We start from the raw sequence: 16,991 nt of genomic DNA, 5'->3' as shown, positions 1-16,991 counted from the left end.
TGCTAATATGCTTTAATAGTGCTCTTAAGAAAGGAATTCTGAATTAAGCTTGTTTTTAATAAATTCTGGTATGCGCTTAGGTAAACGCGATTGTTTATCTGCAAAAACAACCGTTGATTTTGCCGTAATTAAAAGCGTGTTTTGTTCATTTGTTATTTCAAACTCGAAATTAAATCGAGTATTAGGCATTTCTCTAATGATTGTTTTAATGCTAATACGTTCATCAAAATGTGCTGGCTTCTTATATTTAATATCAAATGAAATTACAGGCAATATAATATGATTATTCTCTAATACAATCTCATCTACACCTAATTTTCGTAATAATTCATTACGAGCTTGGTGGCAATATATAACATAATTAGCATGATAAACATAACCCATTTGGTCAACTTCACCATAACGCGGTTGTAATTGAAATGTATTAGTTATCATGTGATAGAATTTCTACATTTAATTTAGAAAGTTGATGTCCCATTTGGCTTTCCTTTGTCTCTAAATAGTGTTTATTAAATGGATTTGCATCTATTATTAATGGTACACGTTCCACAACTGAAATCCCATTTTGTTCTAATCCTAAAATTTTATCTGGATTATTAGTCAACAAGTTTAATTTATTTACACCAAGTAGATTCAGAATTTCTGCAGCTATTTCATAACCTCTTTCGTCTGGAGCAAAGCCCAAGTGCAAGTTAGCCTGTATAGTATCCATACCCTCTTCTTGTAATTTATAAGCCTTCATTTTATTCATAAGACCTATTCCTCTTCCCTCTTGCTGTAAATACACTATTATTCCGCTCCCGTTTTGCTCAATCATTTTCATAGCTTGAATTAATTGATCACCACAATCGCATTTTAGTGATCCAAACAAATCTCCTGTAGCGCAAGACGAATGAATTCGTGTTAAAACGGCCTCATTTAATGAGAAACCCCCTTTTATTAGCGCCATATGCTCCAAGCCATTTATTTTTTCTTGAAATGGAACAAATTCGAAATGACCATATTTGGTTGGAAGCTGAACCCTTTCTCCTTTAATAATTTTAATATCTTTTGTAAACATCAATTCATTTTTAAAGACTACAGCACCATTGCATGATGCATTATAGCTTTCATTATAGCCTAATTATCGTTTTCTAAACCAAGTAGTTTTCTTTGTTGCCTTCTTTTACAATACGTAATTTCGGCATCACCAGTGATTTCAAATTTATTTTTCCGACACTTCCCTAATTTCATTCCTGTTTTTGGACCTAAGTTATCTGGTCCTCTATGGTTAAAGTTTGACATTATTTATGCATTTAAATTCTCTAATTCCTCTTTTTTATCATCCGGACAATCATCACAAGTTGTAGGATGATCTATACTGTCTATTAATTTAAAACAACGTTTGCATTTGTACCAATTTTTTTCAAATTCAAAATCACCACCTTTTATAATAATCGATTTACCCTCAACGAAAGCTTGTCCAATTTTTTTTAAAGCACTATTATAAATCCTCGTAAGTGTAGGTCTAGACACCTCAATCCTTTCAGCAGCTTCTTCTTGCGAAAGATTATCGTATACAACTAACTTAACCGTCTCGTATTCTTCATATTGCATGATTACTTGCTCTGTATCGCAAAGACGAATCCCAAAAGGCTTAAACCCAAGCATTTTTGGTGGATGATTAATTTTTCGCTTCTTTTTAGGACGTGGCATTGTATAAATTTTAAGCAAAGATAATGAACTTACGTTCATAATTGTAAATTTAGTCTTAATAGTTTCTTAAATAATGTAAACAACTCTATTCATTTATTTGCATACAAACATTTACGAAACCTACCATCAACTAAACATTATTATTTATAGAAAAAATTGCATTTTCTATTAACCTAAGCATAATATTTTATTCACGTTTTGGCACATGTATTGATTCCTTATTAGAAATTCAAAACCTTAAAATCAATTTATATGAAAACACCAATGACCATTTTATTATGCCTTTTGACGAGTATTATTTTTAGTCAAGAAAAGAATGAAGATTTTTTAATTGAAAAAGGCTTGTGGAGTATTGAAGGAGAGTTCTCCATTAACTCTATAAACTCTGATTACCCTAATGATACTGGAAATATAGCCAGAGAAGATTTTAATTTTAATATAGCCCCTAAAGTCGGCTACATCATTAGCGATAATCTTATTCTAGGATTAGGAATCGGCTATTCTTATTTAAAAACTGAGTTTGAAAATGAAAACTCTAATGATCTTAACATTAACGATTCAAAAACAAATTCTATTGAATTTTTCCCTTACATAAAGAAGTTCTTTCCCGTGAGTAAAAAATTAGCGCTTCACTTACAAGGTGAAACACGATTCACATTTAGAAAAAATACATTTATTAATTATTACAACGATGAACGCGTAAATAATTCTGAGTTATTGTTTATTGGCATAAGACCAGGGATAAGCTATAATATGAGTAAAAATATTTTACTTCAAGCTAATGTTGGCTCACTTGGCTACCAGCATGCCTCAAGTGAAGTAGACAATGTGGAAACAGAAAAGAGTAATTCCTTTGGCTTTAATTTTAATACATCAAATCTAACATTTGGACTTACAATTCTTCTATAACAAATTTAGAATAACTTATATCACTCTATATTCTTAAATAACAAAAGCACAGTCCTAAAACTGTGCTTTTGCTATTATTTAATTCTAAAATTTTTCTATGTTACAAACAACAAAACTAATGAGACTAAATAATAAAGAATTATTGACGCAACTGATATAAGAATAATTCCACCTATCCAATACAATATAACTTCTCCTACTTCAATTAGTTTAGATTTCTTTTTATTATTAATTGGCTTACTAGACATCATTATATTTCTCTATCACTGTCCCAGCCTTCTAAATAATCTTTTACCGCTTTTACAAACTGTCCTCCAAGGGCTCCGTTTACAACGCGATGATCATAAGAATGAGACAAGTACATTTTAAAACGGATACCAATATAATCTCCTTCTGGACCTTCTATTACAGATGGTGTTTTTCTAATAGCTCCTAAGGCTAAAATACCTACTTGTGGCTGATTAATAATTGGCGTTCCCATAATACTACCAAAGGTACCAACATTGGTTACGGTATAAGTTCCTCCTTGTATATCATCTGGACTTAATTGTCCTAAACGTGCTCTATTTGCTAAATCATTAACACGTTTTACCATGCCGTATAAATTCAATTGATCTGCATTTTTAATGACAGGGACAATTAAATTACCATCCGGTAAAGCCGCTGCCATACCAACATTAATAGCTTTCTTTTTAATGATTTTATCTCCTTGAACAGAAATATTCATCATTGGAAAATCTTTCAACGCTTTAGTAATCGCTTCCATAAAGATAGGAGTAAAGGTTAGATTTTCACCTTCACGCTTCATAAAGCCATCTTTGACTTTTTTTCTCCAGTTCCATATATTAGTAACATCAGCTTCTATAAACGACTGCACGTGAGCCGAAGTTTGTACTGAATCTACCATATATTTTGAAATAAGTTTCCCCATTCTGGTCATTTCAATAACTTCATCACCTCCAGAAACTGCAATTGGCTTTTCAGCTGGTTTGTCTGTAGGCTTTTCAGCTTTTGGCTTTTCTTGAGCTGGTGCTGCATCATTTTTAGTTTCTTCGATTGAATTTCGACTACGTTCAGCATCGAGCGTCTTCGTATCATCATTCTTTGTTGCTGAAACAGGTTCTGCCACAGTTGGTGTAGAAGACTCAGTACTTGGTGCAGAACTACGAGATTCTAAATACGCTTTAATATCGTTTTTAGTAACACGCTCATCTTTTCCTGTTCCTGAAATAGTATCTAATTCGGCTTGAGAAATGCCTTCTTGTTTTGCTATATTTTTTACTAATGGAGAATAAAAACGACCTTCAGTAGACACTACAGGTTCCACTGATGCTTTAGCCGCAACTACCGTTTGCGCCACTTCTGCCACAACTTTTGTAGCCACTGGCTCAGCAACAGGTTTTGGTTCTGCTTCTGTAGCTTTTACCTCTACAGTTTCTCCACCTTCCGTTTCAATGACTGCAATCGTTTGTCCTACCTGCACTACATCATCAACGTTAAATAGTTTTTCAACTAAAATGCCGTCTACTTCACTTGGGACTTCACTATCTACTTTATCTGTCGCAATCTCTAAAACAGCTTCATCTGCCTCAATTGTATCTCCAACATCTTTAAGCCATGAGGTTATGGTTGCTTCTGCAACACTCTCTCCCATTTTAGGTAACTTAAGTTCAAACTTTGCCATATCTATAATTTGTAGGTCGTTATTCGCTAATCGCGTGCAAAATTACTAAAAAAATCGCTGTTTTGCTGATTTTTATTCAACAAATACAGATTAGAAATGAAGTACTTCACCTCTATTGATTGCACTATCACTTCCGATGATAAATTTACTGTTTTTTGGAATAAATCTAAAAACAATATTTTCTTGCTTAGATTTTTGTTTCATATCCGCAATTACCGCACTCGATGTCAGCATATTAAAATCGTACACAAGCATACTACCATCTTTAATATCTTCTTGTATTACAGTTTCAATTCGCGTTGGTTTTGGTAATTGTTTGAGCAAAGTATCATCTAAATCAGTTGAATATAAATAATAGGCATTCAACTTTATGACTTCTTCAACAGGACTCTTTCGCATGAGCTTCGCCATTTTAATCCCTATCCAAACTATTGTATTAAATACAAAATTCTGCTTAAAATGCTTCTTATAAAAAATCTGCATCGCTCCGTAAAAACGTTTCGCATACTGGGCATCTTTTAATGTGCTTTCTCCTTTGAAATGAATAACGGTTGTGTCACCAAAATAGAAATTATCATAACCTGCTTTTAGTACTTTATAAGACAAATCAATGTCTTCACCGTACATAAAATAGTCTTCATCAAAACCACCAACAACGTCGTACACCTCTTTTTTTAGCCACATAAAAGCTCCGACTAAAATATCTACTTTTCCTGTTTCTTCAATTTTAATAGCATTCGCATAATAATCTTTAGTAATTCCAAGTATCTTTTTTAAGGATACTTTTGGTGTAGGAATATGACGTTTGCTTTCAGGAAGAAATTTCCCTTTTCCATCTATAAGCTGACAACCCACAATACCAAGACTCTTTTTAGGTTCTGTAAATTTTATGAGTTTGGTGAATGTATCTTCAGCCACTACAGTATCTGGATTAAGAACACACAAATACTCTCCTTTAGCATGAGCGACTCCTATATTGTTTCCTTTTGAAAACCCTGAGTTGTCTTTATTCTCAATTAATTTTACTGAAGGAAATAATTGCTTTATCATAGCACAACTATCATCTGGAGAGTTGTTATCGATCACAATAATTTCTGCATCGATATGAGCAATGGCAGCTTCCACACTTTTTAGACATAATTCTAAAAAGTAGCGTACATTATAATTTAATATGATGACAGACAGCTTCACTATTTTACTATGATTTTAAAGATGCTTCAAAAGGTACACGATCTATAATACTACGTCCTAAAGTAATTTCGTCTGTATATTCTAATTCGTTTCCTGCTGCAACTCCTCGTGCAATAGTTGAAGTTGCCACTTTATAATCTTGTATCTGTCGAAAGATATAGAAGTTTGTAGTATCACCTTCCATCGTTGGACTCATGGCAAAAATTAATTCTTTCACTTTGCCTGTTTTTACTTTTTCAACTAACGATGAAATATTTAAATCTTGAGGACCTATACCATCCATAGGAGAGATTTTTCCACCTAAAACATGATATAAACCTTTAAAGGAACTTGTGTTTTCTACAGCCATTACGTCTCTGATGTCTTCAACGACACAAATTAATTCGCTATTTCGGTTTGGGTTTGAACATATTTCACACAAAATGGTATCACTAATATTGTGACACGATTTACAAAAATTAATTTCTGCTCTCACCTTTGTCAATGCATTAGCTAATTGAAAGGTTTGACTATCTGGCTGACGCAATAAATGTAGCACCAAACGCAAGGCTGTACGCTTACCTATTCCTGGTAATTGCGACATTTCGTTAACTGCGTTTTCTAAGAGTTTTGATGAAAATTCCATAGCTGCGAAGGTAAAGATTTTTAGACATAAAAAAGGAGTTGTTTTAAAAGTCTATTTTTAAGTAAATTAACACTTACCATATTATTTTTAATAATTAATTCTGATTTAAGGCTGTCATATTTTTTGAAATACATTACTTTCATAAATTATACTAAAACTTTACCATCATGTCACCAACAGCAATACTATTATTAATTGTTTGTTATTTTGGATTGCTTATTCTAATCTCATATTTCACAGGAAAAGAAGATTCTAATGCTGCTTTTTTTAAGGCCAACAAATCAGCTCCGTGGTATTTGGTCGCTTTTGGGATGATTGGAGCATCATTGTCTGGAGTGACTTTTATTTCGGTTCCTGGTGCTATTGAAGCCAAACAATTTGGATATTTACAAGTCGTTTTTGGTTACTTTTTTGGCTATCTTATTATCGCTTATGTGCTATTACCTCTTTATTATAGACTAAATCTTACTTCAATTTATACGTATTTAAAAGACCGTTTTGGGATTGTGAGCTATAAAACAGGGTCGATAGCATTTCTTATTTCTAGAACAGTCGGTGCTGCATTTCGTTTGTTTTTGGTGGCTAAGGTTTTACAGCTTTTAGTGTTTGATTTATTCGATATTCCATTTGCCATAACCGTAATAATTACTATTGCTTTAATTTGGCTTTACACGTTTAAAGGAGGTATAAAAACAATCATCTTCACCGATACGCTTCAAACGTTATTTATGTTAGTTTCAGTAGTAGTCACGATTGTATTTTTGGCTTCGGCTTTAGACTTAAATAGTATTGGAGAGATTATAACGTATACCAAAGAAAGTAATCTGAGTAAGGTATTCTTTTTTGAAGATGGTAATGATTCACAATATTTTTGGAAGAGCTTTTTATCTGGAATTTTCATCACCATCACTATGACAGGTTTAGACCAAGACATGATGCAAAAAAACCTAACGTGTCGCAATCTAAAAGACGCTCAAAAAAACATGATTTCTTTTAGCATTGTGTTAATTTTTGTCAATATTCTATTCTTAGTCCTTGGGTTAATGTTAACGCAATATGCAGCTGCCAACGGCATTACCGCAACTAAAGATGATCTTTTCCCAACCATAGCCATGCTTCCTGAAATAGGAATTGTGACCTCAGCTTTCTTCCTATTGGGATTAATTGCTGCTGCTTATTCTAGTGCAGATTCTGCTTTAACCTCTTTAACTACATCATTTTGTTTCGACATTTTAGATATAGAGAACAAACCTGAAACTAAAAGAAAAGGTTTAAGAAAACGCGTTCATATTGGCTTTAGTGCTGTACTAGTTTTAGTCATCTTACTATTCGATATGATTTTTACAGATGTCTCTGTTATTTGGGAACTCTTTAAAGCTGCAGGTTATACCTATGGACCATTGTTAGGATTATTTGCTTTTGGCCTGATGACTAAATTTCAAATTAAAGATAAATTAGTTTGGATAATAGCCATTGCGGCTCCACTCCTTTCGTATATCTTAAATTTATATTCTAAAGAATTATTTAATGGCCACGAAATTGGATTTGAAATATTAATCTACAATGGTCTACTAATGTTTTTAGGCTTACTTCTAATAAAAAAGAAAGCTTAGTATTGTCCGGTGCTCAGTAATACCAAAGTACAAGCGACTTCGTAATCAATATTATGCTGTTCTAAAACGTTATAAAATTCTGGATTTTCTGTGCCAGGATTAAAAATAACACGCTTAGGATTTAATCCTATTATATATTCATAATACGTTTTTTGACGTTGCGGATTAAGATACAAGGTCACTGTATCAATGTCCTTATACGGCATCAATTCTGTATCAATAGATACATCTTCAACTTTTCCTGCTTTTAACCCAAAGGCTTTAACCTCATGATGGTATCTCCTTAATCGTTTTATAGCAATGTTAGAATAGCGCTCTGGTTTTAGAGATGCTCCGATAACTAATGTTGTTTTATTCATAATGTTAAAATAATGTTAAGTAAAATATTTAGAGTAACACATTATAAATATAGTCGTCTACTATTAAAATCAGTGTTCAATCAATCAAAAAATTAATCCAAAAAAATGAAACAATTTTTACTAATGCTTATAATGGTCTCATCAACTATTGTAAGTGCACAACCCAATTCCAATTCGGATATTAAAGACGGTTCTGTTTCGGGACGTGTTATAGACGCGGAATTAAATGAACCTTTACCTTATGTAAATATCGTCATTAAAGATATGGCGAATAAAATAATTACAGGAGGTATAACTAATGATGATGGCACCTTTGAAATCGAAAATATACCTGAAGGAAAAGTTATTGTTTCGATTCAATTTGTAGGTTTTAAAACCATTGATAAAAATATTACAATAGGAAAGGGCAACTACAAACCCAATCTCGGAGATATAAAACTCGAAGAAGAATCAACAGGTTTAGATGAAGTTACGGTTGTTGCAGATGTCTCTACTATACAACAACGCGTCGATAGAAAAGTTATTACCATAGGTAAAGATTTACAAACAGCTGGAGCAACGGCAAGTGAGATAATGAACAACTTACCTTCGGTTAGCGTTGATCAACAATCTGGTGCTATTAGCTTACGTGGCAACCAGAATGTACGCGTTATGGTCGATGGAAAATTATCTAATATTCCGGCAGAGCAATTACTAAAACAAATTCCTTCAACCTCAATAAAGAGTATTGAACTCATTACAAATCCTTCAGCAAAATATAATCCTGAAGGGATGAGTGGCATTATAAATATTGTACTTCATAAAAACACTCAAATTGGTTTTAATGGTAATTTAAATGTCGGTTTAGCTTATGAAATTGAGGCTAAATTCAACAGCTCTATTGATGCCAATTACCGAAATGGTAAATTCAATTTTTACGGTTCTTATGGTAATAATATTCGAAAAGTTGCTAATAATGGAGGCTTTACTAGAGTTGAACAAGATATTCAGCAAAATTTTAATATTTTAAATAATAACAAATCTCACTTGTTTAAGGTTGGTGTCGATTATTATCTCAATGATAAAAACACCATTTCAATTTTTACGAATCAAAATACGTTTAATGGGCAACCTATAGTAAATTCTGAAATTTTATACCTGGCTGACCCGAGTCTTAATGAATCTCAATTTATGAATGGAGAGGTTAATAATGATTCACAACAATACAACTTTAATTATAAGCACGATTTTAATGAAGAAGGTCATAATATAGAACTTGAAGTTGACTACAACACTTATGAAGGCATAGGTGATACTAACAACATATTTTACAGTTCACAACGTCCAAATTTCATAGAAGACACAGACACTGACAGAAATAGCACAACGATAAACCTAGACTATGTTAACCCATTATCTGAATCAACAAAATTAGAATTAGGTTTGGAAGCACGCTTGTTTGATACTAGTATTTTTTATGAGTCGGATAATCGTGAAAGAAATGAGCTTGGCAACTATATTCCAACAACGACCCTGTTTGATTACGCCAGGGATATTTATTCTGCTTACGCAACCTATGGCAAAAAAATTGAAAAATGGAGTTACCAAGTTGGTGTAAGGGCAGAAACGGTAAACGTAGATTCAGAAGCCTATAAAAAGGATTTAGCATCCAATGAAGAATTAAACATTCCTTTTGCAAATGATTATTTTGAATTATACCCTTCAGCCTTTGTAACGTATACTCCTTCAGAAAAAAATTCATATCAATTTAGTTATAGCAGACGAATTGATCGTCCGGGAATTGGACAAGTTAATCCATTGCCAGAATGGAGTACCCCTTTAATTTCACAATTTGGGAATCAAGAATTACGTCCACAATTCACTAATTCTGTAGAAACCAATTACACCAGACAATTTGAAAAAGGAAGCATAACTGCTGGAGTATTTTATAGAATTATTGAAGATGAAATTCAACAAGCCATACTAATTGACCGTACAGACATCAATCGTTTAATAATGACGAATATGAATTTTGACAACAGCACCTCTTATGGTGTGGAAGTCTCTTCAAATTATCGTCCAACAAAATGGTGGAGTGTTAATGCTAGTTTCGATTTATTCTCTCAGACCCAAAAAAGTGTGGCTGAATCATTTGATAGCAACCTAGACATTGTTTTAAACACCGTAGAAGTAGATAATGTTGCATGGAGCGCAAGAGCATTTAACAATTTTAAAGTCAGTAAGAGTTTAAGTTTTTCTGCTTTTGGAATGTACCGTGGAAAAAGCAAAAATATTCAATTTGAAATGAGTGAAATGCTCATGGTAAATCTTGGAATGCGTTATAGTTTTATGGAAAACAGAGCGAGTTTCAGTCTAAGTTATAATGATATTTTTAATACGATGTACGCTGAATTTGAAAGCGAAAGACCTTATGAACAATACGGTCGTTTTAATTGGGAAAGTCAACAAATTTCAGCAAGTTTATCGTACCGTTTTGGTGGTGGAAAATACAGAGCTAAATCTCGAAAGCAGCGCGATAACGATGTAAAAGAAGGTGGTGGCATGTTCTAAAAAAACTATTTAATAGTTGAAAAAATGTTGATGGTTAGTGTTAGTACTTAATTATTAAATAAAGAAAACCCGAAACTTGCGTTTCGGGTTCTATGTTAAATACACGTTAAAAGAGGAAAGCCATGAAATAAAATTGAACTTTCTACGTCTAATGTAGTATAAGTTTTAAGTAACGTATTTATAAATTAATTTTTATAATAGTGTTAGTTAAGTTGGTTAATAGCTGAAAAGCCCAGACGAGTAATTGTTTGGGCTTTTTTTAGTTATATGAATTAAGTGTTGCTTAATTTTGACTACGGAAATAAACATCCCCATCTTTCATTACAAATACGACGTCTTTTATGGTCGTTATAAAATCGGTAGTTATATTTCCTTTAACCGCAATAATATCTGCTTTTGCACCAGGCTTAAGAACTCCTATTTCATTTTGCTTATTTAAATTTAGCGCAGAACTATAAGTTGCCGATTGTAAAATATCTAAAGGCTTCATTCCTGCTTCAAAATACGCATGAAACATATCTTTTGAAGATTCACCACGCGTGCCACCAATATCTGTGTAGTTATCCGAACCTGCCACAATGATCACTCCTTTTTGGATGGCTCTAGCAAGTCTGGTTTTCATTCTATCTAAATAATTATCTATCCAACCTAAATCATCATCGTCATAACCTGCAAGTTTACTATATGTTTGCATATAGGCTTTACTATTTTCGGTAGGGACCAAAAACACCTTTTTATTAGCCATTAAAGTTAATGTAGAATCTGCTAAATTAAAACCATGTTCAATCCCATGGACACCAGCCTGTATGGCATTCCATGCCGATTGATTGGTTATAGAATGTGCAACTACTGTAAGATCATACCCATTGGCAGTTTCTACAATCGCTTTCATTTCTGCGATGGATAAATGTGTATTGTTCGGAATGTTGTCTGCACAAATCTTAATAAGATCAACTTTTTGATTCACGTGTTCTCTAACCGCAATTTTAGCATCTTCTACTCCATTTATAATCCGGTATTCTAAATCGATAAGATCTTGATGTTTTGGTGACACACCATAAACTTGACCACCTGTTGCGGCCATAATTGGTCCTGACGCAAAAATTCGTGGGCCATCAATAGTCCCTTCATTAATCGCATCACGCAACGCTACATCTAGAAATAATCCTGAATTACCAAGATCTTTCACTGTTGTGATTCCAACGTCTAAATAAGATTTTGCACGTTTTGAACCTCTAAGCGTTCTTATGGCATCACTTTCCATAGTGAGTGAGTGAATGCTATGTTCTGAAAAATCTTCGCTTGCATCTTGCGAAAAAAGAACATGGGTATGCGCATCAATTAATCCTGGTAAAACTGTGTGTGCTGTTAAATCTATAATTTCAGCATTATTAGGAATTGTATTATATGTTCCAATAGATACAATAGTATTCCCCTTAACATGAATAACTTTATTTTTTAAAAGGATATTTTGTTCACTGTCGTACAAAAGACCAGCTTTGATATAAACTTCATTTTGTTGCGCGAATACACTTGCTAGTGAACAAATAACTAAGAGTAATAAGACGAATAGTTTGTGCATGGTCGTATGGTTTAGTGGTTGCGAATAGTGAAAAATTAAAAGTATAAAATAAAACTTAACTTTTAATTATGAAGCAATTAAAACGCCTTTTTTATTAGTTATAACACTATAAAAATCGTGTTTGAGATTTTAACTACGAACCTTGTTCTTTTTCATTTCGAGGTGTTATACTCATATATAATATCAGCATACCAGAAATAAAAATTAAAAAACCGCTTATAAAAAATGAATAAAACATATCATCCGTTATTAAACCGAAAAATGTATTCAAAGAACCAGTCAATAATTCAGAAGAAAAAAACTCAAGAAAATTTAATAGCCATAAACCAACTGATACAATTAAAATATTGAATATAGATATCTTATTCCTCCAGTTAAAATAACCTAAACATATAATACCAAGGATGAAAACGGATAATTTAACATATATCTCACTAAACATTATAGACTTCAACATTTCCCCGTTGATTAACTCTAAATTACCATCTTGAATTATCTTATATATTTCTGAATTGTAGGCAATCGATAGCCTAGTAGAACCAATGAGTAAAAGTGTAAATCCTAAAATTTGAGCACTAATTGACTTTAAAGCAATTTTATTGATCATTTAAAAGAGCTTATAAATAATAATGTTTTTTATTAATAGTTTACTTTAAAATATAATAAGATCCCTTTTTTCAAAGGGATTTTGTTTACCACTTCATAATCACACTTCCCCAAGTAAATCCACTACCAAAAGCAGCTAATACAACGGTATCTCCTTCTTTTATTTTACCTTCTTCCCAAGCTTCAGTTAATGCAATTGGAATAGAGGCTGCTGTAGTGTTACCGTATTTCTGTATGTTGTTAAATACTTGATCGTCGCTTAACTTAAACTTACGTTGTATAAATTGTGAGATTCTTAAATTGGCTTGATGCGGAATTAACATATCGATATCTGAAACCTCAAGCTTATTTTTCATTAAACCTTCCATAATCACTTCACTAAAACGAACCACAGCATTTTTAAATACAAATTGTCCATTCATGTGTGGAAAATAACTGACATCATCAGGATCATTATCAGCTAAAATATCACTTACCCAACGTTTACCCATTCCTGGAGCAATGAGTACTAATTCTTCAGCATGTTCTCCTTGCGAATGCAAATGTGTTGATAAAATTCCTTTAGAATTATCTTCTTCTCGAGTTAAAACTGCTGCTCCTGCTCCATCGCCAAAAATAACTGTAACACCTCTACCACGTGTGGTTTTATCCATACCATGAGAATGTAATTCACTACCAATAACAAGTATGTTCTTGTACATTCCTGTTTTAATAAAATTATCGGCAACAGACATCGCATATACAAAACCAGAACATTGATTACGGACATCAAGAGCTCCAACCGTTTTAATATCTAAAGCATGTTGTACTTGTACACCTGGACCAGGAAAATACATATCTGGACTTAAGGTTGCAAAGATTATAAAATCAATATCATCTTTATCTAACCCAGAACGTTCAATCGCAATTTTAGCAGCTTTCACTCCCATAGTTGCCGTTGTATCACCACTGCCCTTTTCTACCCAACGACGTTCTTTTATACCTGTGCGTTCTTGGATCCATTCATCATTTGTATCCATGAATTTAGACAAGTCGTCATTGGTTACAATATTATCTGGCACATATTTACCTAAGCCTATTATTTTAGAATTGTACATCGAGAATTTATTTTCGTTTCCGTGACCTTGGAAAACTTATTATTTAGTTTAGCAATTTAAGATATCTCAAACAATTTACTTTTATTAGAATTTACATTCGTTATGCGTGCATAATACTTGTGTCACTTTGTCACATTTTAAGACTTGGTATTTTATTTGACTATAGGATAGTATTCAAATTAATAATACAAAAAACTATATATCATGACAAAAGGAAGTATTAATGTATCGGTAGAGAATATCTTTCCGTTAATTAAAAAGTTCTTATACTCTGATCACGAAATCTTTTTACGTGAGCTTATTAGTAATGGTACAGATGCCACGCTAAAATTAAAACACCTTACTAGTATAGGTGAATCTAAATCTGAATACGGAAATCCTATAATTGAAGTTAAGATTGATAAAGAAGGTAAAAAACTTCACATCATTGATCAAGGTTTAGGGATGACAGCCGAAGAGGTTGAAAAATACATTAACCAAGTCGCTTTTTCTGGTGCAGAAGAATTCTTAGACAAGTATAAAGATTCTGCTAAAGATTCAGGAATTATTGGACACTTTGGTCTTGGATTTTACTCTGCTTTTATGGTTGCAGAAAAAGTTGAAATTATCACTAAGTCCCATACTGGTGCTGAAGCTGCACATTGGACATGTGATGGGTCTCCAGAATTTACATTAGAACCATCGGATAAGGAAACTAGAGGTACAGAAATCATCCTTCATATTGCTGAAGATTCTACAGAGTTTTTAGAAGAAAACAGAATCAGTGAATTACTGAATAAGTATAACAAGTTTATGCCTATTCCAATTAAATTCGGAACTAAAGAAATAGACGATCCAGAATTTACTCCTGCAACGACTACAGATGCAGAAGGAAAAGAAACGACTGAGCCACATAAAAAGATTACTGTAGATAACATTATCAATAATCCTAATCCGGCTTGGACAAAACAGCCAACGGAATTAGAAGATGAAGATTATAAAAGCTTCTACAGAGAATTGTATCCAATGCAATTTGAAGAGCCTTTATTCCATATTCATTTAAATGTAGATTATCCGTTCAACTTAACAGGAATCTTGTATTTCCCTAAGATGACGAACGATATGAACATGCAAAAGGATAAGATTCAATTATATCAAAACCAAGTGTATGTAACGGATAATGTTGAAGGGATTGTACCTGAATTCTTAACCATGTTACGTGGTGTTATTGATTCTCCAGATATTCCATTAAACGTATCGCGTTCTTACTTACAAGCTGATGGGGCTGTGAAGAAGATTTCATCTTACATCACTCGTAAAGTAGCTGATAAGTTGAAATCATTATTCAACGCAAATCGTGAAGATTTTGAAGCCAAATGGGATGATATAAAAATCGTTATCGAATACGGAATGCTTTCTGAAGAAAAATTCTTCGAAAAAGCAGATGCCTTTGCTTTATACCCAACAGTTGACGGTAAATTTTATACGTATGAAGAGCTTTTCAACAAAACAAAAGCAGCGCAAACCGACAAGGATGGTAAATTAGTAATTCTTTATGCTTCTAATAAAGACCAACAACACAGCTACATTGAAGCTGCAAAAGCGAAAGGTTATGAAGTATTACTATTAGATTCACCTATCGTACCGCATTTGATTCAGAAGTTAGAAACTACTAAAGAAAATATTTCTTTTGCGAGAGTTGATGGTGATCATATTGATAACCTAATTAAGAAAGAGGAAACTGCCATTTCAAAATTAACTGAAGAGCAGCAAACAGAATTAGATACACTTTTAAAAGAAGTAATACCTTCTGAAAAATTCGCTGTACAGTTAGAAGCTATGGATAGTGATGCGTCTCCATTTATTATTACGCAACCAGAATTTATGCGTCGTATGAAAGAGATGCAACAGACTGGTGGCGGCGGAATGCAGATGTTTGGTAATATGCCAGAGATGTACAATCTTATCGTAAACACCAACTCTCCTTTGGTTAGTGAAATTTTAGAAACCAAAACCAAAAAGAAACAAGAACGTTTAATTACGCAAAGTTTAGATTTAGCGCGTTTATCTCAAGGTCTTTTAAAGGGTGAAGAGTTAACGAACTTTATTAAGCGTAGTTATGAATTATTAAAGTAAGTAGATTTTTGTCCCATATTTTTTTTAAAATATGGATAACAAAAACGTACTTTCAAAAATAATCAGCGTAGCTATATGATTAAATAGATAAAAGACCGCTTCGCTTTTAGAGCCAAGAGTCAAAACTAAAACCACTTTGTTAATTCAAAGTGGTTTTTTATTTTCTACAAACTAACTGAAAGCGCTATGTTACGCATCAAAAAGGAGCGTTAACTAAACCTTCGTTTTCTATTCTTGAATTGATACCTAAGTTTGAGGTATACTAACATTAAAACTTTATATCATGCAGAATCAATTCAACTTAGACATTAAAACACCATGTTCAGAAAACTTTAATCAATTTTCACCAACTGAGAAAGGTGGTTTTTGCAGCTCATGCGAAAAAGAAGTCATTGACTTTACGCAAATGAATGCAGAAGAAATTATCATTTTCTTTAAAAACAAGTCCACTCAAGATACCTGTGGTCGTTTTAACAAAAATCAGTTAGGTGAATACACTAAAAAACCGAAAAACAATAAGCGATTAAGTTTTTTAAGTGGCATAGGATTAGCTTGTGTAGCTCTCTTCTCTAGTTTTACCTCACAGGCTCAAAACACAACAAACACGATTGAACCAAAACAAAACACATCAGAAATTAAAGCCAATAAATTCGAAAAAAATATCATTGTAAAAGGTAATGTAACCGAAGGGGATTCACCACTTCCTGGCGCAAATGTGGTTTTACAAAGTTCAACGGTTGGCATTGCTACTGATTTTGACGGAAATTTCACCTTTCCTGAAAAACTAAAAATAGGAGATGTTTTAATCATTAGCTATCTTGGTTTTGAATCACAAAAAGTGGTCATCGAAAACAAAAATTCAGCTTCAAAAATTGAACTCAATATTAATATGAAAGTGGATTCTTGTATGATTTTGGGTAAAGTGGCTGTCAAAGACATTTACAAATCTAAAAGAAACTAATCTT

The 16,991-nt window shown here is 32.8% G+C and carries 16 protein-coding genes; 5 read left to right on the top strand and 11 right to left on the bottom strand.

Features of this window, described 5'->3' with window-relative positions; all coding sequences use genetic code 11:
- Nucleotides 1–24 precede the first annotated feature (24 nt).
- From HM992_RS08825 to HM992_RS08810, 4 genes are read right to left on the bottom strand one after another with little or no spacing between them, the layout of a single operon-like run.
- The gene (locus HM992_RS08825; protein WP_179319397.1) at nucleotides 25–435 is read right to left on the bottom strand and encodes an acyl-CoA thioesterase; all 411 of its coding nucleotides are present in this window, start codon (nucleotides 433–435) and stop codon (nucleotides 25–27) included.
- Nucleotides 425–1,060 carry a GTP cyclohydrolase II gene (gene ribA, locus HM992_RS08820; RefSeq protein WP_179319396.1) on the bottom strand — a complete coding sequence of 212 codons (636 nt, stop codon included), beginning with the start codon at nucleotides 1,058–1,060 and terminating at the stop codon, nucleotides 425–427. Before ribA ends, HM992_RS08825 begins: the two co-directional genes overlap by 11 nt.
- A 59-nt stretch (nucleotides 1,061–1,119) precedes the next feature.
- A complete protein-coding gene (locus tag HM992_RS08815) occupies nucleotides 1,120–1,284 on the bottom strand; it encodes a hypothetical protein (RefSeq protein WP_178984634.1) in 165 nt (54 codons plus the stop codon).
- Nucleotides 1,285–1,287: 3 nt separating this feature from the next.
- A complete protein-coding gene (locus tag HM992_RS08810) occupies nucleotides 1,288–1,695 on the bottom strand; it encodes a DUF134 domain-containing protein (protein WP_178984633.1) in 408 nt (135 codons plus the stop codon).
- Nucleotides 1,696–1,947: 252 nt separating this feature from the next.
- Here HM992_RS08810 and HM992_RS08805 point away from each other — a divergent pair, with 252 nt between their 5' ends.
- Nucleotides 1,948–2,604, top strand: a complete 657-nt coding sequence (locus HM992_RS08805; RefSeq protein ID WP_179319395.1) for a porin family protein — start codon at nucleotides 1,948–1,950, stop codon at nucleotides 2,602–2,604.
- 250 nt (nucleotides 2,605–2,854) lie between these two features.
- Here HM992_RS08805 and HM992_RS08800 read toward each other — a convergent pair whose 3' ends face one another.
- The 3 genes from HM992_RS08800 to recR all read right to left on the bottom strand — a co-directional run bounded on the left by HM992_RS08800 (nucleotide 2,855) and on the right by recR (nucleotide 6,104).
- Nucleotides 2,855–4,288: a dihydrolipoamide acetyltransferase family protein gene (locus HM992_RS08800; protein WP_179319394.1), complete on the bottom strand. Its 1,434-nt coding sequence runs from the start codon at nucleotides 4,286–4,288 to the stop codon at nucleotides 2,855–2,857.
- 90 nt (nucleotides 4,289–4,378) lie between these two features.
- Nucleotides 4,379–5,479 carry a glycosyltransferase family 2 protein gene (locus HM992_RS08795; RefSeq protein ID WP_179319393.1) on the bottom strand — a complete coding sequence of 367 codons (1,101 nt, stop codon included), beginning with the start codon at nucleotides 5,477–5,479 and terminating at the stop codon, nucleotides 4,379–4,381.
- Nucleotides 5,480–5,486: 7 nt separating this feature from the next.
- Nucleotides 5,487–6,104 carry a recombination mediator RecR gene (recR, locus tag HM992_RS08790; protein WP_178984629.1) on the bottom strand — a complete coding sequence of 206 codons (618 nt, stop codon included), beginning with the start codon at nucleotides 6,102–6,104 and terminating at the stop codon, nucleotides 5,487–5,489.
- A 167-nt stretch (nucleotides 6,105–6,271) separates the two neighbouring features.
- Here recR and HM992_RS08785 point away from each other — a divergent pair, with 167 nt between their 5' ends.
- Nucleotides 6,272–7,717 (top strand): sodium:solute symporter, encoded by a 1,446-nt coding sequence (locus HM992_RS08785; RefSeq protein ID WP_179319392.1) that lies wholly within the window; start codon nucleotides 6,272–6,274, stop codon nucleotides 7,715–7,717.
- On the opposite strand, the gene HM992_RS08780 is transcribed toward HM992_RS08785, so the two are convergent.
- The gene (locus HM992_RS08780) at nucleotides 7,714–8,076 is read right to left on the bottom strand and encodes a CoA-binding protein (RefSeq protein ID WP_179319391.1); all 363 of its coding nucleotides are present in this window, start codon (nucleotides 8,074–8,076) and stop codon (nucleotides 7,714–7,716) included. The genes HM992_RS08785 and HM992_RS08780 overlap by 4 nt on opposite strands.
- A 105-nt stretch (nucleotides 8,077–8,181) precedes the next feature.
- On the opposite strand from HM992_RS08780, the gene HM992_RS08775 reads away from it, so the two are divergent.
- Nucleotides 8,182–10,626, top strand: coding sequence for an outer membrane beta-barrel family protein (locus HM992_RS08775; RefSeq protein ID WP_179319390.1), 2,445 nt, complete (start codon nucleotides 8,182–8,184; stop codon nucleotides 10,624–10,626).
- A 283-nt stretch (nucleotides 10,627–10,909) separates the two neighbouring features.
- Here HM992_RS08775 and HM992_RS08770 read toward each other — a convergent pair whose 3' ends face one another.
- The 3 genes from HM992_RS08770 to HM992_RS08760 all read right to left on the bottom strand — a co-directional run bounded on the left by HM992_RS08770 (nucleotide 10,910) and on the right by HM992_RS08760 (nucleotide 13,911).
- Complete coding sequence (locus tag HM992_RS08770; protein WP_179319389.1) at nucleotides 10,910–12,208, bottom strand: metal-dependent hydrolase family protein; 1,299 nt, start codon at nucleotides 12,206–12,208, stop codon at nucleotides 10,910–10,912.
- A 133-nt stretch (nucleotides 12,209–12,341) separates the two neighbouring features.
- Entirely contained in the window at nucleotides 12,342–12,815 is a 474-nt protein-coding gene (locus tag HM992_RS08765; RefSeq protein WP_179319388.1) for a hypothetical protein, read from the bottom strand.
- An 85-nt stretch (nucleotides 12,816–12,900) separates the two neighbouring features.
- Entirely contained in the window at nucleotides 12,901–13,911 is a 1,011-nt protein-coding gene (locus HM992_RS08760; RefSeq protein WP_179319387.1) for a 3-oxoacyl-ACP synthase III family protein, read from the bottom strand.
- 204 nt (nucleotides 13,912–14,115) lie between these two features.
- Here HM992_RS08760 and htpG point away from each other — a divergent pair, with 204 nt between their 5' ends.
- On the top strand, nucleotides 14,116–16,026 hold the full coding sequence (gene htpG, locus HM992_RS08755) for a molecular chaperone HtpG (RefSeq protein ID WP_179319386.1): 1,911 nt from the start codon (nucleotides 14,116–14,118) through the stop codon (nucleotides 16,024–16,026).
- A gap of 283 nt (nucleotides 16,027–16,309) precedes the next feature.
- Nucleotides 16,310–16,987: a carboxypeptidase-like regulatory domain-containing protein gene (locus HM992_RS08750; RefSeq protein ID WP_179319385.1), complete on the top strand. Its 678-nt coding sequence runs from the start codon at nucleotides 16,310–16,312 to the stop codon at nucleotides 16,985–16,987.
- The last annotated feature ends 4 nt before the right edge of the window (nucleotides 16,988–16,991 follow it).

Source organism: Winogradskyella helgolandensis, assembly GCF_013404085.1.
In the GTDB taxonomy this organism is placed as follows: Bacteria; Bacteroidota; Bacteroidia; order Flavobacteriales; family Flavobacteriaceae; genus Winogradskyella; species Winogradskyella helgolandensis.
This window is presented reverse-complemented; position numbering and strand designations above follow the sequence as displayed.

Bases quoted from the DNA above. Each gene is read 5' to 3' on its own strand.
- htpG (WP_179319386.1), top strand. From the start codon at position 14,116: ATGACAAAAGGAAGTATTAATGTATCGGTAGAGAATATCTTTCCGTTA.
- HM992_RS08825 (WP_179319397.1), bottom strand. From the start codon at position 435: ATGATAACTAATACATTTCAATTACAACCGCGTTATGGTGAAGTTGAC.
- HM992_RS08750 (WP_179319385.1), top strand. From the start codon at position 16,310: ATGCAGAATCAATTCAACTTAGACATTAAAACACCATGTTCAGAAAAC.
- HM992_RS08760 (WP_179319387.1), bottom strand. From the start codon at position 13,911: ATGTACAATTCTAAAATAATAGGCTTAGGTAAATATGTGCCAGATAAT.
- HM992_RS08800 (WP_179319394.1), bottom strand. From the start codon at position 4,288: ATGGCAAAGTTTGAACTTAAGTTACCTAAAATGGGAGAGAGTGTTGCA.
- HM992_RS08810 (WP_178984633.1), bottom strand. From the start codon at position 1,695: ATGCCACGTCCTAAAAAGAAGCGAAAAATTAATCATCCACCAAAAATG.
- HM992_RS08785 (WP_179319392.1), top strand. From the start codon at position 6,272: ATGTCACCAACAGCAATACTATTATTAATTGTTTGTTATTTTGGATTG.
- ribA (WP_179319396.1), bottom strand. From the start codon at position 1,060: ATGTTTACAAAAGATATTAAAATTATTAAAGGAGAAAGGGTTCAGCTT.
- recR (WP_178984629.1), bottom strand. From the start codon at position 6,104: ATGGAATTTTCATCAAAACTCTTAGAAAACGCAGTTAACGAAATGTCG.
- HM992_RS08775 (WP_179319390.1), top strand. From the start codon at position 8,182: ATGAAACAATTTTTACTAATGCTTATAATGGTCTCATCAACTATTGTA.
- HM992_RS08770 (WP_179319389.1), bottom strand. From the start codon at position 12,208: ATGCACAAACTATTCGTCTTATTACTCTTAGTTATTTGTTCACTAGCA.
- HM992_RS08780 (WP_179319391.1), bottom strand. From the start codon at position 8,076: ATGAATAAAACAACATTAGTTATCGGAGCATCTCTAAAACCAGAGCGC.
- HM992_RS08805 (WP_179319395.1), top strand. From the start codon at position 1,948: ATGAAAACACCAATGACCATTTTATTATGCCTTTTGACGAGTATTATT.
- HM992_RS08815 (WP_178984634.1), bottom strand. From the start codon at position 1,284: ATGTCAAACTTTAACCATAGAGGACCAGATAACTTAGGTCCAAAAACA.
- HM992_RS08765 (WP_179319388.1), bottom strand. From the start codon at position 12,815: ATGATCAATAAAATTGCTTTAAAGTCAATTAGTGCTCAAATTTTAGGA.